We start from the raw sequence: 17,574 nt of genomic DNA, 5'->3' as shown, positions 1-17,574 counted from the left end.
ATTTCTGAATGGAGATATTTCAAACCTATAAGAAAAAGCATCCACCATTTCCTTTCAGTGGATGCTTTAATCTTGTAACCGGATATCTCCTTTATCTATGATGGGCACAAATTCTATTAGCTACTAATCAAGGCTCGACTAATCAGCTTTTCGCTTTGATCTTTTCCAAAGCATAAAAATAAACGTAATGAACAAAACATAAACAACTCCCATTGCTGCAAGATAAGGAATATTTAATCCTGTTTTTGGCGCTAAAACATAGATTTCTGCTTTCTCCCTATCCATATACAAGGTGTATTGTCCATCACTACTTCGTACTAGATCGTTTGCTAACAAACCCCGAAGCTCATTCTCATCTTCTAATTGTTCTGCGTTTAGCGTAACCGTTTGTGATTCAGAAGAATTATTAATGGCTATAACAGTCGTCTCATCTTGATATGTCCGTTTATAAACGGCCATATCATTTTCTTCTGCAAGAATTTCAAACGTTCCTCGCGTAAGACTTGGAAGCGTTTTCCTAAGCTCCCCTAGCTTTGTTATATAATCTATTAAATCTTTATCTGTCCTAAAATCCATTTGTCCATGATTTTCAACCCCTAATCCACCGTCAAGAGCAATTTCACTACCATAATAAACAATTGGAATTCCGGGAATTGTATAAAGATGCGTTAAAGCCAGCTTCCATCTTGGACCAGGATGTTGATTTTTCGTAATAGCATCGCGGGTAAAGCGTACAGTTTGGTTATTATCCATTAAGTTTCCCATGACATTCGGATCACGATAAACGGAGTTCAGCTCTATTTCTGCTGATAAAAGATTATCTGTCGATTGATCGACTGCTGCAAAAATGGGTCTTACCTTCTCCATAAGCGGATAGTTAATAAACCCGTCCAACCCTGTTTCTCCATACTGGGAAATCAATTTTTCGTCCTCTGATTTTACTTCTCCTAGCAGATAAAAATCATTTTTTATCCCTTTTATTTCTTTTGTGAATTCAGAAAGAAAGCTTTTTGGAACATAATTTATTGCATTAAGATGATACCCATCGATATTTGTTTCGGTAATCCACCATTTTGCCGCATCGATTAAGTAATTCTTCACCTCAGGATTTTCCTGCTTTAAATCTGGTAACCCATCCACCCATGCTTCTTCAAGTTCTTGCTGATTCTGTAAGCTCTCCATGTCCTTCTCTTCATGAAACCACTCCGTTTTCTCAGAGTCTTTTAACCACGGATGATTTGGGCCGACTTGATTCACAATAAAGTCAATCATAACCTTCATATCACGCTTGTGGGCTTCTTTTACGAGCTGCTTAAATTCATCAATCGTTCCGAAATGCTCTTCTGTATTGTAATAATCTTGAATCCAAAAGCCATGGTAACCCTTCTCTTCATTATCAAATATTGATGATAGCCATATCGTCGTAAACCCCATATCTTTAATATAATCAAGCTTATTGATTATACCTTGGAAATCGCCTCCATGATAGCTTTCTGGATCCTTCACATCCACTTGATAATCATTTTGAAAATCCCCGTTACTAAACCGGTCTACCATGAGAAAATATATCGATTCATCCTGCCATTTACGCTCTTCTTCTTCAACTGCACCAACCGGTAGTGCATATAAAAGAAGCAATGGAATTAGACAAAGAATTTTTATTCCTTTTCTCATCTCCATTTCCCCTCTCCTTCTATCAAAATCCACTACATATATAATGTTAAGCTACAACTCTTTAAGAGTAGCCTGTTTCCCCCTCTAACGTCAAATAGAAAGATGAATTAGTTCACTTTAACAAGGTCAGCCATTCTGAAAGTGCCTTTAAATGAGCCTGTTTCAAAGCACTAATTAAGCTATCCACCTATTTCAGTTTGCACTTGCTAAGAATATCTTAATAAAGAGAATTTAAATAAAGAATTTGCTATCGACAAGATTATAGTTATAAATATTGCAGAATCTGTCTAAAAAGATTGTTAATGGTAGTAAATGGAGGTTTTATGGATGGATAAACAGCAACGAACTAAACTGATTGAATTTCAAGCCCGAGCTTATACTGAAGGTACAATTGAATTCATTAATAATCAGTGGGTTTTTTTTGATAAGGAAACAGAAGAAGCCTCATTATTAGATGATTTCCTCCATCAGGAAATTGAAGTATATCGTTTTAAACGCTGGAAAAAAGGACTATTATTTGAAGAAGGAAGAGCAACTGGATCAGATGAAAACATGCATCTTAAAGATCGAGACACGATTCGCATTCGAAAACTACTCGTATTTTCTTTAGAAAAATTATTAGAGGAAATAAATGATGATGCTTTTTTTCAATTTATTACGACTCTAAATTCTTTACAGTTTTCAATTTATGATTGCATTTACTGTTATAACCAACTGAATTTTTTAAACCCTAACGAGAGAAAAAGCGGTGTAAACTTCATTGTATTTGATAATCAAGAACAAATTTGTAATGTCCAGCATCACTTTAGCTATTTCGAAAAAACAAACGATCGCTTCGAATTCACATTAAACAGCGGAAAAAGAATGGTGATCGAAAAGATTTCTTCATAATGCGAAAGGCGCAAGGACCTAAATTAGGTGCTTGCGCCTTTCATAATTATATCAAAATTTATATCTTTGAAGTTAGGCTAGTGTCTAGCTCCAGCGCCTAGCGACTAGTAAACTTCCCTCCCTCTCCCTACGATAAGTCAACATCAACTCGTTGTGTTTCCTTTATCTCAGTCGAGGTCAGTCCAGTTTATACGTCGCTGAGCAAGGCGCTTGCGCCTTTCATATTATGTATAACTTTCAATTTATTCTTTCGTCAATCCTTTCTCAAAATCTGTGGAAAGGAGTGGACGATGAATATAAAATCCTTGGGCATAGTGGCAATTTAATTCTTTCAAAAGCTCAATCTGTTCTTTTGTTTCAACACCTTCAGCCAAAACCTTAACATCCAAGCCATGTCCCATCGTAATAATGGCTTTGACAATTGCAATATCAGATGTATCAACTCGTAAATTATTAATAAATGAACGATCTATTTTCAATGTATTAATAGGCAAATCTTTTAAGTAGCTTAATGAAGAATAGCCTGTTCCGAAATCATCAATTGATACTTTAACTCCGATTTTTTGTAATGCCTGCATGATCTTAATACTATAATCGACATTGCTTAGCATCGTACTTTCTGTTAACTCTAAAGTTAAATATTGTGGTGAAAGGTTTGACTCTCTTAATGCTTGTTTTACTTCGTGTAAAAATCCAGTCTGCTGAAACTGATAAGCAGATACATTCACAGAAACAGATAAATATTCATTTCCGAGCAGCTGCCATTTTTTATTTTGCATACAAGCTGTTCTTAATACCCAGTTACCAATTTCTTCAATCAATCCCGTTTCCTCTGCGAGCGGAATAAAATCTGCAGGCGAAACTAGCCCATGTTTAGGATGATTCCAACGGATTAACGCTTCACTTCCAAAAATTTCTCCTGTATGTAAGTCAATTAAAGGCTGATACATTAAATAAAATTCGTTCTTTTGAAGTGCCTTCCTTAGATAACTCTCGAGCTCTAACCTATTCATTGCCTTATCATTCATATCCGTTGAAAAAAATGTAACCCGATTACCCCCGTGATTTTTCGAAAGATTGGCAGCGATATCAGCATTTTTTAAAAGAGTTTGTTCATCTAGTCCATCTTCTGGAAATGAACTGACACCAATGCTCGCTGTAATAAATAAATCTTGTCCCTCATGAAAAACAGGATTCGCAATCTCTTGTAAAATAGATTTTGATACTTTCATCACATCATCAATATTGACATCCTTCGAGAGGATAACAGTAAACTTATCTCCTCCAAACCTTCCAATATATGAACCACTTGGGAGAATTTTTTCAATTCGGTATGCCAATTCTTTTAAAATACTATCACCTGCATAATGGCCTAAACTATCATTAATAAGCTTAAAACGATCCATATCGATCGAAAGGACTGCCAGCATGCGTTTCTTCTTTTTCGCTCTTACTAGCATATTTTCAAGCTGTTCAGTAAATTTCATTCGATTTGGAAGTCCTGTGTCATGATCATAGTAAGCTAATTCCATTATTTTATCTTCAATTTTCTTCTGCTCAGAAATATTTCTGCCTATCCCATAGATCCCCACACATTCACCATTAATGATAATTGGAATGTTTTTCAGTTGAAAAAGGTTTGTTTCACCAGACTTTAATTTAATATTACTATTATAATATTGTTCTTTTCCCTTCAACGCGCGCAAAAAATGCATTCTAACTTTCGGAAGATCTTCATTGGCAATAAAATGGAGAGCTGATTTTCCAAACAATTCCTCATTTTGATAGCCAAACATTTTTTCAAAAGCGGGATTAACACTCGTGAATTGCCCCTGTAAATCAGTTGAGAAAATAAAGTCTGAATTCATATTAAATAGTGATTCATATTGTTTCTCTGAAAGCTTTAAGTTCTCATGTAATTGACGAACATCATTTTGTGTTGCCTCTAGCAAATGATTGAATGCAGATAAGGTTTTTAAATGGTCTGGTCTAGAATATTTAAAGGTTAGCTTTCGTTCTGGCAGCTTTTGATTGCTATTTTCAGAAAGAGCTAAATATGTAAGTGAAAGCCCTAATAACCGTGGCCTTCTGGTTTTTCCCGAAGATAATTCCCCGAACGAAAAAAAACCATTTGTCGGTGCAATACTCTGAAGCATCAAAAGTTCCTGCTCCGTAAAATCAGGTACGAATCTTTTTCTCGTTTCACTATTATAAACAAAAATTGTATCAACTTGTTTTTTCGCCAGCTTTTTTACTCCATTTATTGAGCCCTCAATCATGGCTTCAATATTCGTATAGGAGAAAGTAATTTCATGCCCTTCTTTTACTTTTCGATTTACTCGAATCGCTCCATTTTTTAAAATTTCGAGAATGAAAAGCGAGACTTCTTCCCCTTTATAATTCATAACAAAAGGAAATTCAAATGATAAATCAGGGAAAGTTTCTGTGAATTTCTCGCCTAAATAGTTCCTTAATATATGTAATGGCTTCTTCTTATCAATCGTATAAATGATATTCTCATTTGCTTTCGTAATGGTAAAGTTTTTTCCGATTTTCTGAAATTCATAATTGCTAAACGAATGAGTCATTAGCTGTTCATTTTGAAACGCAACAGCGGCAACCCCTTCATTCGTCATCTCATCTTTCGTGAACGAAAAGGTTTCGTTAAAAAAAGCAGTATTTCCAGAAATCGCGCCAGCTACATTCACATCTGGACTGGTATTATGTATACCATCTAATAAGGACTGTGAATCCACTGTTTTTCCAGTTGGAAAAATAATGATTGCTTTCGTATCATAGTCAACTAGCTGCTCTCCGAGGCTTTTTCCCATTTCATAACTATTTTCATAGTAGTCTTGATGCAGTAATACAGATTTAAGTTCCGTTTTTTCAAATTCTGTAAATGAAAGAAGGGCTTCCTGAGAAGTGATTTCTCCTTCATATATTTCCCCTGCACTTGTACAACCAACAATAATCGAAAATGGGAGTTTATCTTTCAGCAGATTTTGCAGCTGTTGTAAAAAAGAACGCTCTGTTCTACTAGAGAAAACTTGAACTAGTAAATTAGGTATATTTGCAAAATCATGCTTATTAATAAAATGGTCAAGCTGAGAATTATCTATGTAAAGACAAGTTTTCGTATTCGCCATAATAACCACCATCGTTATTGTGATATTTATTCTCATCTTAAAAATACCATAAATCATGAAATCTTGATATTAAAAAAAAGAAAAAGCTACCTTTTTCGATAGCTTTTTGCAAAATTGTTAACATTTATGACGTTTTTTATGAAAGGAAAGTTAAAGGTAGTTTCATAAATCCTATATAAAGAACAACAACAAAGGAAATAATAAATAATATCCAGTAAATGCCTGTATTTTTTCCCTTAGACGTTTTGACAAGAATCATTTCTAGCATCGCAATTACGATAATACCGACAATAGATTTTATCACGTAAAGTGTGCTGATGCTACTAATACTACTTAATATCCAAATTCCTGTCCCAATTATGAATAAATAGAGTAGTCTTACAATCATTTGTACGACTTTAGCACCTTTTGCTTTACCACTTTTATGTAATCCTAACGCGACAAAAAATAATACAATTGCCAATACCCACGACGTTATGTGTGTATGAATCATCTCAATCCCCCCCAAGTAAAATCGATATTATCATATCACAGATAACAAGAAAAACCTAAAGATATGGTGTATATGTTAGAAAGTATCTTTTCCTCTAATTTTCAATCGTATTTTTTAATGTTCCGATTTTTTCTACCGTAATTTCGATTGTATCTCCTGGTTGCAAAAAGCGGGGTGGTTTAAAGCCTTTGCCAACCCCTGCAGGTGTTCCTGTGGCAATAATATCGCCTGGTTCCAATGTCATCCCCTGAGAAAGCACAGAGATCATTTCTTCAATTGAAAAGATAAATTTCTCCGTGTTAGAATTTTGTCTAATTTCTCCGTTTATCGTTGTTTGGATATTAAGATGATTGGGATTTTCAATAGCTGATTTATGAACGATCCAAGGACCCATTGGACATGAAGTATCAAGGCTTTTGCCAATAAAAAATTGTTTATGTTTAGCTTGGAGATCACGTGCTGTAATATCGTTCAAAATAGTATAGCCAAATATATGCTCGAATGCTTCTTCTTTCTTTATTCCCTTTCCCTTTTTCCCAATGATAATCGCGAGTTCACCTTCATAATCTAGTTGTGTTGTTATTTCTTGATGATGATACACGGTTTCATGATTGCCAATCACGGTCGTAGGAGCTTTCGTAAAAACCATAATATGCTCAGGAATATCATCTTTACTTCCCATTTCAATTGCATGGTCAGCATAATTTTTGCCAATGCAAAAGATGTTTTTGTGTGGCTGAGGGATTGGAGCTAATAATTTTACTGATTGCAATGGAAGATATAACTCTTCAGCAGCATTTTTTGCCCAAGCCAATAAACCTCTTACTTCTTCTACAAAAGCTGGGCCGATTGCGATACATTCTTGCATTGTCATAGGAAAATCGTAGCTACTCTTACTCTTATCTGCTGCTTTTTGAAGTGGCAAAACCTTTGTTTCGGTTTCATCTATCACCCCAACAAAAACTTCTCCATCAAATTGTGCTGTTATAAATTTCAAGTTGTTACACCCCTTTGTAAACGCAATAAATTTCTAATATGTTGGAATTATATCAGTTTTTGCAATCCTCCACATATAATTTCCATCGTAATGTTTATATCTTTTCTAAGAAATTTTTCGTTTCCTTAGGATTTCGAAAATGGAAGACCGTTTTATGTTCTAGTTCATTTAATTTAGCGATTATATTTGGTGATTTCTTTTTTCGATACTTGGCAATCCATTTAATAAATTCGAAATCTAGCTTCTCTGGACACTTATCACCCATATCAGGTCTTGTTTTTCCATGATATTGAATTCTGCGCTTTATGACCCCATACAAGCAACGGATAGTTGAATAATCCAAAAATATAATTGTATCTGCCTCTTGAATTCGCAAATCCATCGTTGAGCCGAAGTTTCCGTCAATTATCCACGAATTCTTTGCGAGTAATTGTTTCGTCATTGATTCCCATTCTTCCTGTGGTGTCGGTGTCCAATTTGGCTTCCAAAACAATGCATCAAGATGGAAAACCTCTATATTCAGTATTTGTCCTAGTTTGTGGGCAAGAGTTGATTTACCAGCACCGCCGGCACCAATAATAATAATTTTCTTCATTGCTTTTCACTCCTACGCCTTTACTTTATTTCGTTTTTCCAGAGAATTATCATTCCATCGTTCTCCTTGTTAGTTTGGGCTTTTTTATCACAAACAGCAAATAGGTACATACGATATAGAAAAACAAATACGCCTATTTAAAAATTGATCTTTTTAATCATTTCACAAAGGGTGTCGCAAATGCCAGCTATCGTTGGGGTTACTCAAGTTATTTCAATCGGAACGAGTGGGGTTTTTAATATCGGAGATGTCTATAAAATTATGCCTATTTCTAGTGCAAAAACCTTTTCTGGAGCAGGTTCATTTAACACAGGCGACGGATTACAAGTTTATAATCAACAAAGTTCAACAAACACATATGATTCGGATGGCTTTGATCAAGGCATTGTATTAAACGCCTAAAAAAAAACGAATCTCAATCAGTGGGGATTCCTCATCCCCCACTGAAAACGCTAGTTAAGCTAAACACGCTTAGAACGCCGCATCCTGTAACGTTCGCCTGACTAATACAACGTGTCCGTTGTCGGGCATTTACATGCATTTAATCCCCAACTAAGAAATTTTTATTTGCTCAATATTTTAAACTACGATAAATTTAATATTTTCTCATAAACAAAGGTGATTATTATGAATTTTTATATCCAGCAGTCCATTCAAATAAATTTCATCAAAATTGGAGGCATTTCAAATTCGTCTGTTTTGCAAATTGGAAGCGCGGGAATCATTAAGAGTTCATCTCAATTATACAATACAGGTGGATTTACAGAGCCTGCACCTGCAGTAGGTCAATTAACTGGATTGCAATTATCAACTCCATCCGTACCATTATCAACTTCATAAGAAAAACGCAAAGAGTTTTTGATTCTTATTTTTAACGGGGTGGTGTAAATGACAAACGATATATATTCCTATCTTCAAAAACTTCATGCTTTTGTAGAATCACTGGAACTTAGAATTCACAACCTAGAACAGTCGATAGCGAGTTTAAAAGATGAAGTAGTTTTGTTAGCAAACCGCCCTCCAATTAAAATTGATACAATCGAATATAAATTTGATCAACTTAAGGTAGAGACGCTTGATGGAACATTGAATATTGGATTAAATCCTAGTGATTTGCAAAATATTGAAGACTTCGCTGTAGATCATAATAATACCTTAAAAACACCCTTCTCTCCACAACAGCACATGCAAAGGACAATTGAAATTGAAGATAAAATGTCTCAATATTTAGAGGAGCACTTACCTCATGTGATTGCTGATGTACAGAAGAAATATGAACTAACATTGGATGAATCTTATATCTCATTTATTAAAGAAGATATAAAGAAACAGTTACCCATCCGAATTGAACATCATCTTAAACAATCCGAATTTACTCGTGTAGAAGGAACAGCAGAAAATCTAAGTGATAAAATCGTCGAGCAATTAATAAAAGAAATTCAAAATGGGGTCCAAACTTTTATTAGTCATTTGCCTGAAAATATGAAAGGAATGAAAACTACATGAATTTTCACGTTTATAATCGAGAGCTTTCAGTTGGAAATATCCGGATAATCGGTGTTGCCAGTTCATCTATGCTAATGGTCGGAGATACACAAACAATTCAACTAGCCTCAGCATTTGATACACCACCAGAATCTTTAATTATCGGACCATTTGTTCCGTTAGCACCGAAATAAAATGTTGCAAAGAACGTCAATCGTTAATCGGCTGGAGGCAAATACATTATTATTTTCCTCTGTTATTGAAATTGGAGATGCTAACTATATCCAAGGGTTTTCACGTGCTTTAGCAGTTCAACGGGAAAGCGAAATATTTTTTGGCAATGAAGGCAGCTTTGATCGTTTTCCTGTTTTTTCAAAACCGATTTTTTTCAATCCATTTGAAGAGGATTTGACAATGTTTACTGAGCAGCTTCATCCGGTCATAAAAGTTGATTATATTGACATAACCGGGGTTTCAGCCGCTTCTATCATCCATATTGGGAGCAGCAACCATGTTTTCATGGAATCAAGAATCAAGCATATTCGTCAGCTCTTAAAAAAAGAATAATAAACGATTATTTGAGTCATTATCTCAAGGTCATCCATGCATCAAACTATATTTTTTCGGATAAAGGATGTTCTGCTATGCCAGCTATTGTAGGTCCAGTACAAATTATTACTGTAGGTGGAGGAGTTGTTCAATTTGGAGATGCTCTTTATATCTCTCCAAAGAGCAGTTCAAAAACGAATTCCGGTCAAGGTGCTCTCAATACTGGGGGCCTTATCATCACGTTAAATGGACTTAGTGCAAGTAATGTAATTGATACAAATCTCCTTGACCAGCCAATCATTGGGAATAATTAGAAAAGATTATATAAACAAAAGTGGCAAATTCACTTCCGTGAACTGCCACTTCTTCATGTTTAAAGCTTGATTGTATGTCCCCCATCAAAGAAAAATAAATACCTTTCAGTCACCTCTCGCTTTAAAATTTGCTCTAAAGCTCTCGCATACATGTCAATTTGAATCCGATACCTTTCTTCAAGCACTGTCTTCGCTTCTTCAAATCCACCTTTATAACGATCTGTAATGCCATCCGTTTTATAATCTACTAGTACCATCCCATAATCATCCTCAAAAACACAGTCAATGATCCCTTGAATGAGAACTGCCTCTTCGACTCCTTGCCAATCCCGGTAGATCTCACTTGCTGGAATAGACAAGCTAAATGGGATTTCACGTTTAATTTCCGCCTGCAGCATTCTTTGTCCTAGCTCAGTATCAAAAAATCTCATAATAAGGGAGGGATCAATGCTTGAGCTTTGCTCTACAGTCAGCAGCTCTTTTTCTACCATTTCATCCATCAACAAACTGATTGAAGCCTCTGTTGGTTCTTGGGCAAAATCTAAATGCTGCATAATCATATGCATTGCTGTTCCTCTTTCAGCAGGAGAAAGCAATTTCGCCTGCATAAATCGAGGACGATTTAAAAGGGGCTTTTTAAATTTACCGATAATATCGCTGCCACTGTCCTCATTAGAAAATATTTCCTTTTGCCGCTTTATTTCAGAAACAGATTGTTTAGAGCGTGAATTGACAGCATGCAAATATGAATAGTTCCATGATAATGTTTCATTAATTTGCTCTTTAAATTTAGAGGCTACGGGAATGAGTTCCCCTGCAGAGACCTTTTCCATTATTCTCTCTTCAACCGCTTCTGTTTCGTTTACAATCAAAGCTGCTTCTTCACTCTTGATGATATGAATTTGCCAACAGGATGGATGTTCAATTATTTCTGCTGGGATGAGTGGATTTAATTGCTCTCCATCTAAAAGTAGAGATTCGCAGTCCTTATGTCTAATTAAAGCAGGTCCGACCCAATCAAGATAGCTATAAGCAGAAACACGCTCGAATTCATTAATAAGCCAATTTGAATTTTCTGCTGTTTGTATCCATTCGGTTAATTTTTTTTCTACACTTTTCACAGATGATAATAAAAATAATTTCTCTTTCGCTCTAGTTAGGGCTACATAAAGAACACGCATCTCTTCTGCAAGCATTTCCATTTTCTTTTTCCGCTTAAATGCAATTTGTGGAAGAGATAGATAGGAAATACGTTTCTCGGCATTTACATACTTTGTCGCAAACCCATATTCCTTATCAAGCATATATGATTTTCTTAAATCCATCATATTAAAATTTCTTGCAAGTCCTGCTATAAACACATATGGAAACTCCAGGCCTTTGCTGCTATGAATGGTCATAATTCGAACGACATCTTCTTGCTCTCCTAGGGCACGAGCAGCACCTAAATCATCCCCTCGATCACGCATACGTTCAATAAATCTTAAGAAGCGGAATAGTCCTCTAAATGATGTTGCTTCATATTGGCGCGCCCGATCATAAAAAGCGCGAAGATTTGCTTGCCTCTGTTTTCCTCCTGGCATTCCACCGACAAAATCATAGAAGCTTGTTTCACGATAAAGAGACCAAATGAGCTCAGAAAGAGCTCCTTGTCTAGCTCTTATACGCCAATCCTTTAATTTGTCATAAAAAGGTCTAACCTTACCATACAAATCTTCCGTTTCAGCTGAACATTTATTTTCACAAAATTCGACGAATGCCTCATAAAAAGAAGTTTTTTTATTTTCGATTCTAATCTGCGCAAGCTCTGCTTCCGTCAAACCAACAATAGGTGAACGCAGAACTGACGCAAGTGGAATATCTTGATATGGATTATCAATAATTTTTAATAAAGACATCATAATCGCTACTTCTGTTGCTTCAAAATACCCAGTAGATAAATTAGCGTACACTGGAATTCCTTGCAGCTTGAATTCTTCCATGATTTGAGGTGCCCATGTCATGGAACGCAGCAAAATAACGATATCACGGTACATGGCTGGTCTGCTTGAATTCTTTTTTGGGTTATAAACTTCTTTACGTTCAGCAATGATTTCTTTAATTTTTGCAGCCATATATCTCGCTTCTAGTTGAGAAGCGGCTAGATCATCTCCATCATAATCTTCCTTCTCAACTTCTTGTTTCTCCTCTTCTTCCTGCTCTTCCAAGTCGATGATAGTCAATTCAATTGGATATGCCTGATCTTCTGGATATGGAGCGCCTTTTATTAACTCAGCCGCCTCATCATATTCAATTTCACCGACTGAAACACCCATAATTTGCTTAAAAATATAGTTCGTACCATGAAGTACTTCTTTGCGGCTTCTAAAGTTTCTTGCAAGATCTATTCTAAGACCTGACTCACGATCTTCACGAGTAAATCGATTATACTTTCCTAAAAATAAATTAGGCTCTGCTAGGCGGAAACGATAAATGGACTGCTTCACATCTCCGACCATGAAAAGATTCCCTTCATGCTCTATATCTTTTGTTACTAATCTTAAAATCGCTTCTTGAACCATATTTACATCTTGATACTCGTCAACAAGTACCTCATTAAATTGCCTTCTGCAATCTAAAGCTGCCGTTGACGGCGAAATGATCCCATTTTCATCTACTTCTGCTAGAATGTTTAAACAATAATGCTCCAAATCAGCAAAATCTACGAGGCCTTTTTCGGTTTTTACTTTACTAAAACGATATGAAAATTCTTTTACAAGGTAAACTAGCTGGGCAATATGTGGTTTCATTTCCCTCATATCACGAATAAAGCTTTCCGGTTTTCGTGAAAATAATTCTTCATGAATATCCTTTATGATTTTTTTCGCCTTATCTCGTAGTTTACTTGCTTTTTCAATTAAAGCTTGATCGTATTGGTCACCTTTACATGCTTTTGCCCTATTAAAGGATGATGATTGAATCGCTTTATAAAGTGCCTCCCATGATTCATTATTCGCTTCAATTAACATACTGACGATATGCAGATCGTCAATGAAATTTTCTGCCCTTGGTGCGGGGCCGCTTGGAAGCTTCGTTAGTGCTAATCCATATTCCAGCAATTGCTTTGCACCGTTAAGCTGAAGTTTAATATCTTCCATAAGAGAACGGGTAAAAGAAAGCTGTTCAATCCGTACCGTTTCATCTACCTCATACATTTCGATTATCGAGTTTAAGTATTGATCTGGTGATGAATTTGCTTGAGCAAAATCATATACATCACGAATAATATTTTGAAGTGCTGTGTCACTTCTGTCGTTTGTAAATGTATCAACTAGCGAAAAGAATGAATCATTGCCTTCCTTGCCATACTCCTCTTCAAAAAGCTCCTCAAGCACTTCATCTCTTATTAATTGTGCCTCTGTTTCATCTGCAATCCGAAAACCCGGATCAATGTCAATCATATAGTAATACTTGCGAATAATCTCTAAACAGAAAGAATGTAGAGTAGAAATGGCAGCTTTATTTAATAGGGTCAACTGTTTTCGTAAATGAGTAGATTTCGGGTTTTTACTTATTGCTTTTTCAAGTGCTTCACCTATCCGATGACGCATTTCTGCAGCCGATGCATTCGTAAAAGTAACAACTAATAGTTCGTCAACATTGATTGGTTCTTCTTCAGAAATGATTTTTTTTATCATCCGTTCAACAAGAACTGCTGTTTTTCCGGAGCCTGCTGCTGCAGCGACAAGAATGTCCTGACCTTTTGCCGTTATGGCCTCCCACTGTTCATCAGTCCAAGTTACATCAACTGGCTTAGACGGTATAGTCAACTTCATTCTTCTCTACCTCCTTTCTAATGAACTCAAGAACATCTTCCTTCGGTTTTGGAACAATCATTCTATATTCGTTCGACTCAAGTGATTCATCAAATTGACAAACAGATTTAAAAGAACAGAATGTACATGGGCTTTTGTCCTTCATTTTGTATGGAGAAATATGAACATCTCCGTCAATAATGCGATTGCCTGTTTCTTCATATTTGTTGCGAACAAAATGTCGCAAATAATCAAATTCTTGCTTGCTTGCCACTTTCGAACGTTTTGATATCGTGCCATCCTTTTTAAAGCCGGCAGATATAATGGCAGAATCACCAGTCTCTAGAGATTGATCCATTAATCTAATAACATTCTCATCTCCGAGCAATAAACCGTTCATTTTGAACCTTTTGAAAATCTCTTCTTCTATCTCCTCAAGTGTAAGAATTTTCGATGTATTAATCATTGGGTTATGAACATGGAAATAGAGAACCCCAGCTGGATTAGCTTTTGTCCCAATTAAAGCTTTAGAGTGGGCAATGATAATGTCCAAATAGGTAATCATTTGCAAAGCCAGTCCATAATAGACTTCATTCATATTTAAGTCTTTTGCACTTGATTTATAGTCTATTATCCGTAAATAAGTCTCGTTTCCTTCTACCGCCTTATCAACACGATCTATTCGACCCACAAGCTCCATTTTCGAACCATTTTTTAGTGGGAATTCTAGTGTTGGCAACTCGGCTTTCGGTCCGAATCCGAGTTCAAGTCCAACTGGAGAAAAACCACTTGATTTTGCGTGTTCACTTAAAATAAAAGAAGCACGACTAATAATTTGTTCTAATTTCCTTTTTATATAATAATGACGATTTGAGCTTAATAAAATTTCGTTCTGTAATTTCGGTGCAAGCATTTCAACCGCTTCTTGAGCAAGAATTTCACATTGATTACGTGATAGTTCTGTCCATGAAAGCTTATCCTTCTTAACTGTTTCAGCAATGTATTTTAAAGCTGCATGAAATAATTCACCGATATCGGGGGCTTCCAAACGGAAAATTTGTCTTTCTCTTAACTTAAGCCCATGCTGAGCATAATGCGAAAACGGGCAGCTATGAAATAATTCCATCCGTGAAACACTTGCTTGAATCTCATCTCCATATAAATCCTTGCTTATTTTTTCTCCGAGCTGCTTCGTTCGATTCTCATAATTAAGACTAGAAAATACTTTAAGGGCTGAACTACGTAAAGTTTCATTTCCTACATAATAATGATAAACATCCCACCAAAAATCAAATATAGGATAATGTCTTTTTTTCAACTGCAATTGAGAGGTTAAATAAGAAAGACTTGTATTTACATGTTCAACATATTCCAGCTGTTCATGTTCACTTAATTCAGCAGGATCAGCAATGTAATCATACTGTATACAGTCTGGAAATAAATCAGTTATTCTTTTTACATAGACTGATGGCAATAATGCCTTGCCTTCTTCATTTGCAAGCGGATAACTAATATAAAGCCATTTAGACGGAGTAACAAAGGTATTATAGGCCAAGAACTCTTCATCAAGCAGTCTTGTTTTGCTGCTTGGTGCAATTTTCAACCCTTTTGAAAGAAGACGTTCCCGGTCTTCATCAGCTAAAACACCTTCCTCAGAAAATTTAGCAGGAAATACGCCTTCGTTAAGTCCGATAATAAAGGCTGCTTTTATATTTGACAGACGTGACAGCCCTAAGTCCGCTACCATAATTTGATCAATGGCTGGTGGAACGAGTGTAAAGCGCAATGATTCCATCCCAGCATCAAGAATAGAGGCAAATTTTTTAATCGAAGCTTCTTCATCACCAAGCATTTCAACATATTGATCAAGCAGGTCGATTACCCCATTCCAAGCCTGACTATGTTCTCTAGCATTCACTAGTTCGCCTCTATCTTCAGCTGCTAAACTCCACGCCTCAAGCTTTGTTGGAATATCTAATTCTTCTAAAAATAAATAGATTGCTTCACAAAGCATTTTGCCGTTAACAGCTTTTTTTAAACGCGTAGATAAAGTTAAGAGTGGCTCTGTAATCATTTCTCTTAACGCGTTTATTTCTTGCTCAGTCTCTTTTTCTGCATCTGTTTGCGCGACGGTGGCAAACTCTAATCCTCTAATTCTTCTATATGTCCATTTTTTCTTCTGTGTCCATCTATCTCCTTGAATTCCGTAAGCAAGGCAATAATTTTCAAGCTTATCCATCTGTTCACGCAAACGGCTAGCGTCCATTGTAGTCGGAAATAATAATTCCGTTTTCACTGCTCTAAAAATCGGTTCATAACGCCAGTTTCCACTAATAATCTCTAGGCTTGAGCGAATGAATTCAAGAAGTGGATGATTTAGCATCGTTCTTTTTTGATCAATAAAATAAGGAATTTGATAATCTCGGAACACAGTCTCAATCATGTCTTTATATTCTTGACCATTTCTTGCTAAGATCGCAATATCGCGATAACGAAGCTCTTCTTTTCGGATGAGTTGTTTGATTTTTCGTGCTATCCCTTCAATCTCCGCTCTCCGATTGGACGCTTGTCCGATATGAATAGCTGTGTCTCCTTTAAAACATTTAGCTGGGCGAGTATCAAAATTCGCCTCAAGATGTTTTAATGAGGGGTGCTGCCATCTTTTCTGTACTTTAAATACTTTCTCTTCTATTTCAATTCCATTATGTTTAGCCATTTCATAAATTGTTTGATAATGCTCTCCTGAAATTCTAAACAAATGCAGCTCATCAGGTGGACTATTTTTAAAAGGCATATCTAAAGTGAAGGTAATTGTAATTTTTTTGCAAAGCTTCATGAGTTGTTCAACAATGACATATTCCTGCGGAGTAAAATTATAAAACCCATCAATATATACTTCCGCTTCTTTTAAATATTGAGATTTATGAGCTTTTTCTGCAAACAATCGGAAATAATCTTCAGAATCTACATATTTATTACTTAATAATTGTTCGAAATTTTGATAGATTAGTTCGAGATCATGAAGCTTATCCTGTAGTGCCTTGTTCTCAGCACCGACATGTGTTTGTTTATCATTTAATTCGGAAGGGGTCACACAATAGCGCTTAAACTCTGTAATAATTTGTTCAATTTGTTGAATAAATCCGTGCTTATCTGCAGCACGTTGAAATAATTTCAATTCATCTTTTTTATCTTCAATAATTTTACGGATAAGCATACTAATTCCAACGCCATTTAAGTGATAACGGCTAATTCCCCCTGTTTCCTGCAATATTCTCCAGGCAAGGCGTGTAAAAGAATAAACCTGGCTACGTACCATTCCGCCGAGACCAGGTGTTGTAATTAATTTATATTCTGATAGAAAAGTCATTTGTTCAGGTACTAAATAAATAATAGGACTGCCGTCTGGTCTGTGCTTAAGCTCATTTTGTATTTCATTTAGGCAATGAACGGTTTTCCCACTCCCAGAACGGCCAATTAATAAACTTACAGACATATATATTCACTTCCTTTACAACAAACGTTAATCTCTCCTATTCGTTATTTTATCATAGATTTTCTTTCTCGTTTTTTATTTAATCATTAGCTCTGTTAAACATGGCTGTTGATTTCCGCTCCAGGCTGCTCGCTTTC

14 protein-coding genes are annotated in these 17,574 nt (G+C 35.8%); 7 read left to right on the top strand and 7 right to left on the bottom strand.

Annotation, left to right across the window (positions count from 1 at the left end; all coding sequences use genetic code 11):
- Nucleotides 1–138: 138 nt before the first annotated feature.
- On the bottom strand, nucleotides 139–1,674 hold the full coding sequence (locus KDN24_RS08325; protein ID WP_409974884.1) for an alpha-amylase family glycosyl hydrolase: 1,536 nt from the start codon (nucleotides 1,672–1,674) through the stop codon (nucleotides 139–141).
- Nucleotides 1,675–2,001: 327 nt separating this feature from the next.
- Between KDN24_RS08325 and KDN24_RS08320 the strand changes: the two genes are divergently transcribed.
- Nucleotides 2,002–2,565 (top strand): DUF2777 domain-containing protein, encoded by a 564-nt coding sequence (locus KDN24_RS08320; protein WP_409974403.1) that lies wholly within the window; start codon nucleotides 2,002–2,004, stop codon nucleotides 2,563–2,565.
- 242 nt (nucleotides 2,566–2,807) lie between these two features.
- Here KDN24_RS08320 and KDN24_RS08315 read toward each other — a convergent pair whose 3' ends face one another.
- The 4 genes from KDN24_RS08315 to KDN24_RS08300 all read right to left on the bottom strand — a co-directional run bounded on the left by KDN24_RS08315 (nucleotide 2,808) and on the right by KDN24_RS08300 (nucleotide 7,799).
- Nucleotides 2,808–5,714 carry a bifunctional diguanylate cyclase/phosphodiesterase gene (locus KDN24_RS08315; protein WP_409974402.1) on the bottom strand — a complete coding sequence of 969 codons (2,907 nt, stop codon included), beginning with the start codon at nucleotides 5,712–5,714 and terminating at the stop codon, nucleotides 2,808–2,810.
- Between the two features lie 136 nt (nucleotides 5,715–5,850).
- Nucleotides 5,851–6,207 carry a YisL family protein gene (locus KDN24_RS08310; protein WP_409974401.1) on the bottom strand — a complete coding sequence of 119 codons (357 nt, stop codon included), beginning with the start codon at nucleotides 6,205–6,207 and terminating at the stop codon, nucleotides 5,851–5,853.
- A 94-nt stretch (nucleotides 6,208–6,301) separates the two neighbouring features.
- The gene (locus KDN24_RS08305; RefSeq protein WP_409974400.1) at nucleotides 6,302–7,204 is read right to left on the bottom strand and encodes a fumarylacetoacetate hydrolase family protein; all 903 of its coding nucleotides are present in this window, start codon (nucleotides 7,202–7,204) and stop codon (nucleotides 6,302–6,304) included.
- Nucleotides 7,205–7,298: 94 nt separating this feature from the next.
- On the bottom strand, nucleotides 7,299–7,799 hold the full coding sequence (locus tag KDN24_RS08300) for a DNA topology modulation protein (protein WP_409974399.1): 501 nt from the start codon (nucleotides 7,797–7,799) through the stop codon (nucleotides 7,299–7,301).
- 180 nt (nucleotides 7,800–7,979) lie between these two features.
- Between KDN24_RS08300 and KDN24_RS08295 the strand changes: the two genes are divergently transcribed.
- The 6 genes from KDN24_RS08295 (at nucleotide 7,980) to KDN24_RS08270 (ending at nucleotide 10,147) form a co-directional block, all read left to right on the top strand.
- Complete coding sequence (locus KDN24_RS08295) at nucleotides 7,980–8,201, top strand: spore germination protein (protein WP_409974398.1); 222 nt, start codon at nucleotides 7,980–7,982, stop codon at nucleotides 8,199–8,201.
- A gap of 225 nt (nucleotides 8,202–8,426) precedes the next feature.
- Complete coding sequence (locus tag KDN24_RS08290; protein WP_409974397.1) at nucleotides 8,427–8,639, top strand: spore germination protein GerPB; 213 nt, start codon at nucleotides 8,427–8,429, stop codon at nucleotides 8,637–8,639.
- A 48-nt stretch (nucleotides 8,640–8,687) separates the two neighbouring features.
- Nucleotides 8,688–9,305 carry a spore germination protein GerPC gene (gene gerPC, locus KDN24_RS08285; RefSeq protein WP_409974396.1) on the top strand — a complete coding sequence of 206 codons (618 nt, stop codon included), beginning with the start codon at nucleotides 8,688–8,690 and terminating at the stop codon, nucleotides 9,303–9,305.
- On the top strand, nucleotides 9,302–9,478 hold the full coding sequence (locus KDN24_RS08280; protein WP_409974395.1) for a spore germination protein GerPD: 177 nt from the start codon (nucleotides 9,302–9,304) through the stop codon (nucleotides 9,476–9,478). Before gerPC ends, KDN24_RS08280 begins: the two co-directional genes overlap by 4 nt.
- 1 nt (nucleotide 9,479) lies before the next feature.
- Nucleotides 9,480–9,851, top strand: a complete 372-nt coding sequence (locus KDN24_RS08275) for a spore germination protein GerPE (protein WP_409974394.1) — start codon at nucleotides 9,480–9,482, stop codon at nucleotides 9,849–9,851.
- A 77-nt stretch (nucleotides 9,852–9,928) separates the two neighbouring features.
- Nucleotides 9,929–10,147: a spore germination protein gene (locus tag KDN24_RS08270; protein ID WP_409974393.1), complete on the top strand. Its 219-nt coding sequence runs from the start codon at nucleotides 9,929–9,931 to the stop codon at nucleotides 10,145–10,147.
- Between the two features lie 59 nt (nucleotides 10,148–10,206).
- Here the strand turns inward: KDN24_RS08270 and addA are convergent, their stop codons facing one another.
- Together addA and addB are read right to left on the bottom strand one after the other, a co-directional pair.
- Nucleotides 10,207–13,962 carry a helicase-exonuclease AddAB subunit AddA gene (addA, locus tag KDN24_RS08265; protein WP_409974392.1) on the bottom strand — a complete coding sequence of 1,252 codons (3,756 nt, stop codon included), beginning with the start codon at nucleotides 13,960–13,962 and terminating at the stop codon, nucleotides 10,207–10,209.
- Entirely contained in the window at nucleotides 13,940–17,437 is a 3,498-nt protein-coding gene (gene addB, locus KDN24_RS08260) for a helicase-exonuclease AddAB subunit AddB (protein WP_491348374.1), read from the bottom strand. The genes addA and addB overlap by 23 nt, the downstream gene beginning before the upstream one ends.
- Nucleotides 17,438–17,574: the final 137 nt, after the last annotated feature.

It is taken from the genome of Cytobacillus sp. Bva_UNVM-123 (assembly GCF_046351715.2).
Classification (GTDB): Bacteria; Bacillota; Bacilli; order Bacillales; family Cytobacillaceae; genus Cytobacillus.
The sequence above is the reverse complement of the archived record's forward strand: the minus strand, read 5'-3'. Positions and strand labels throughout refer to the sequence as shown.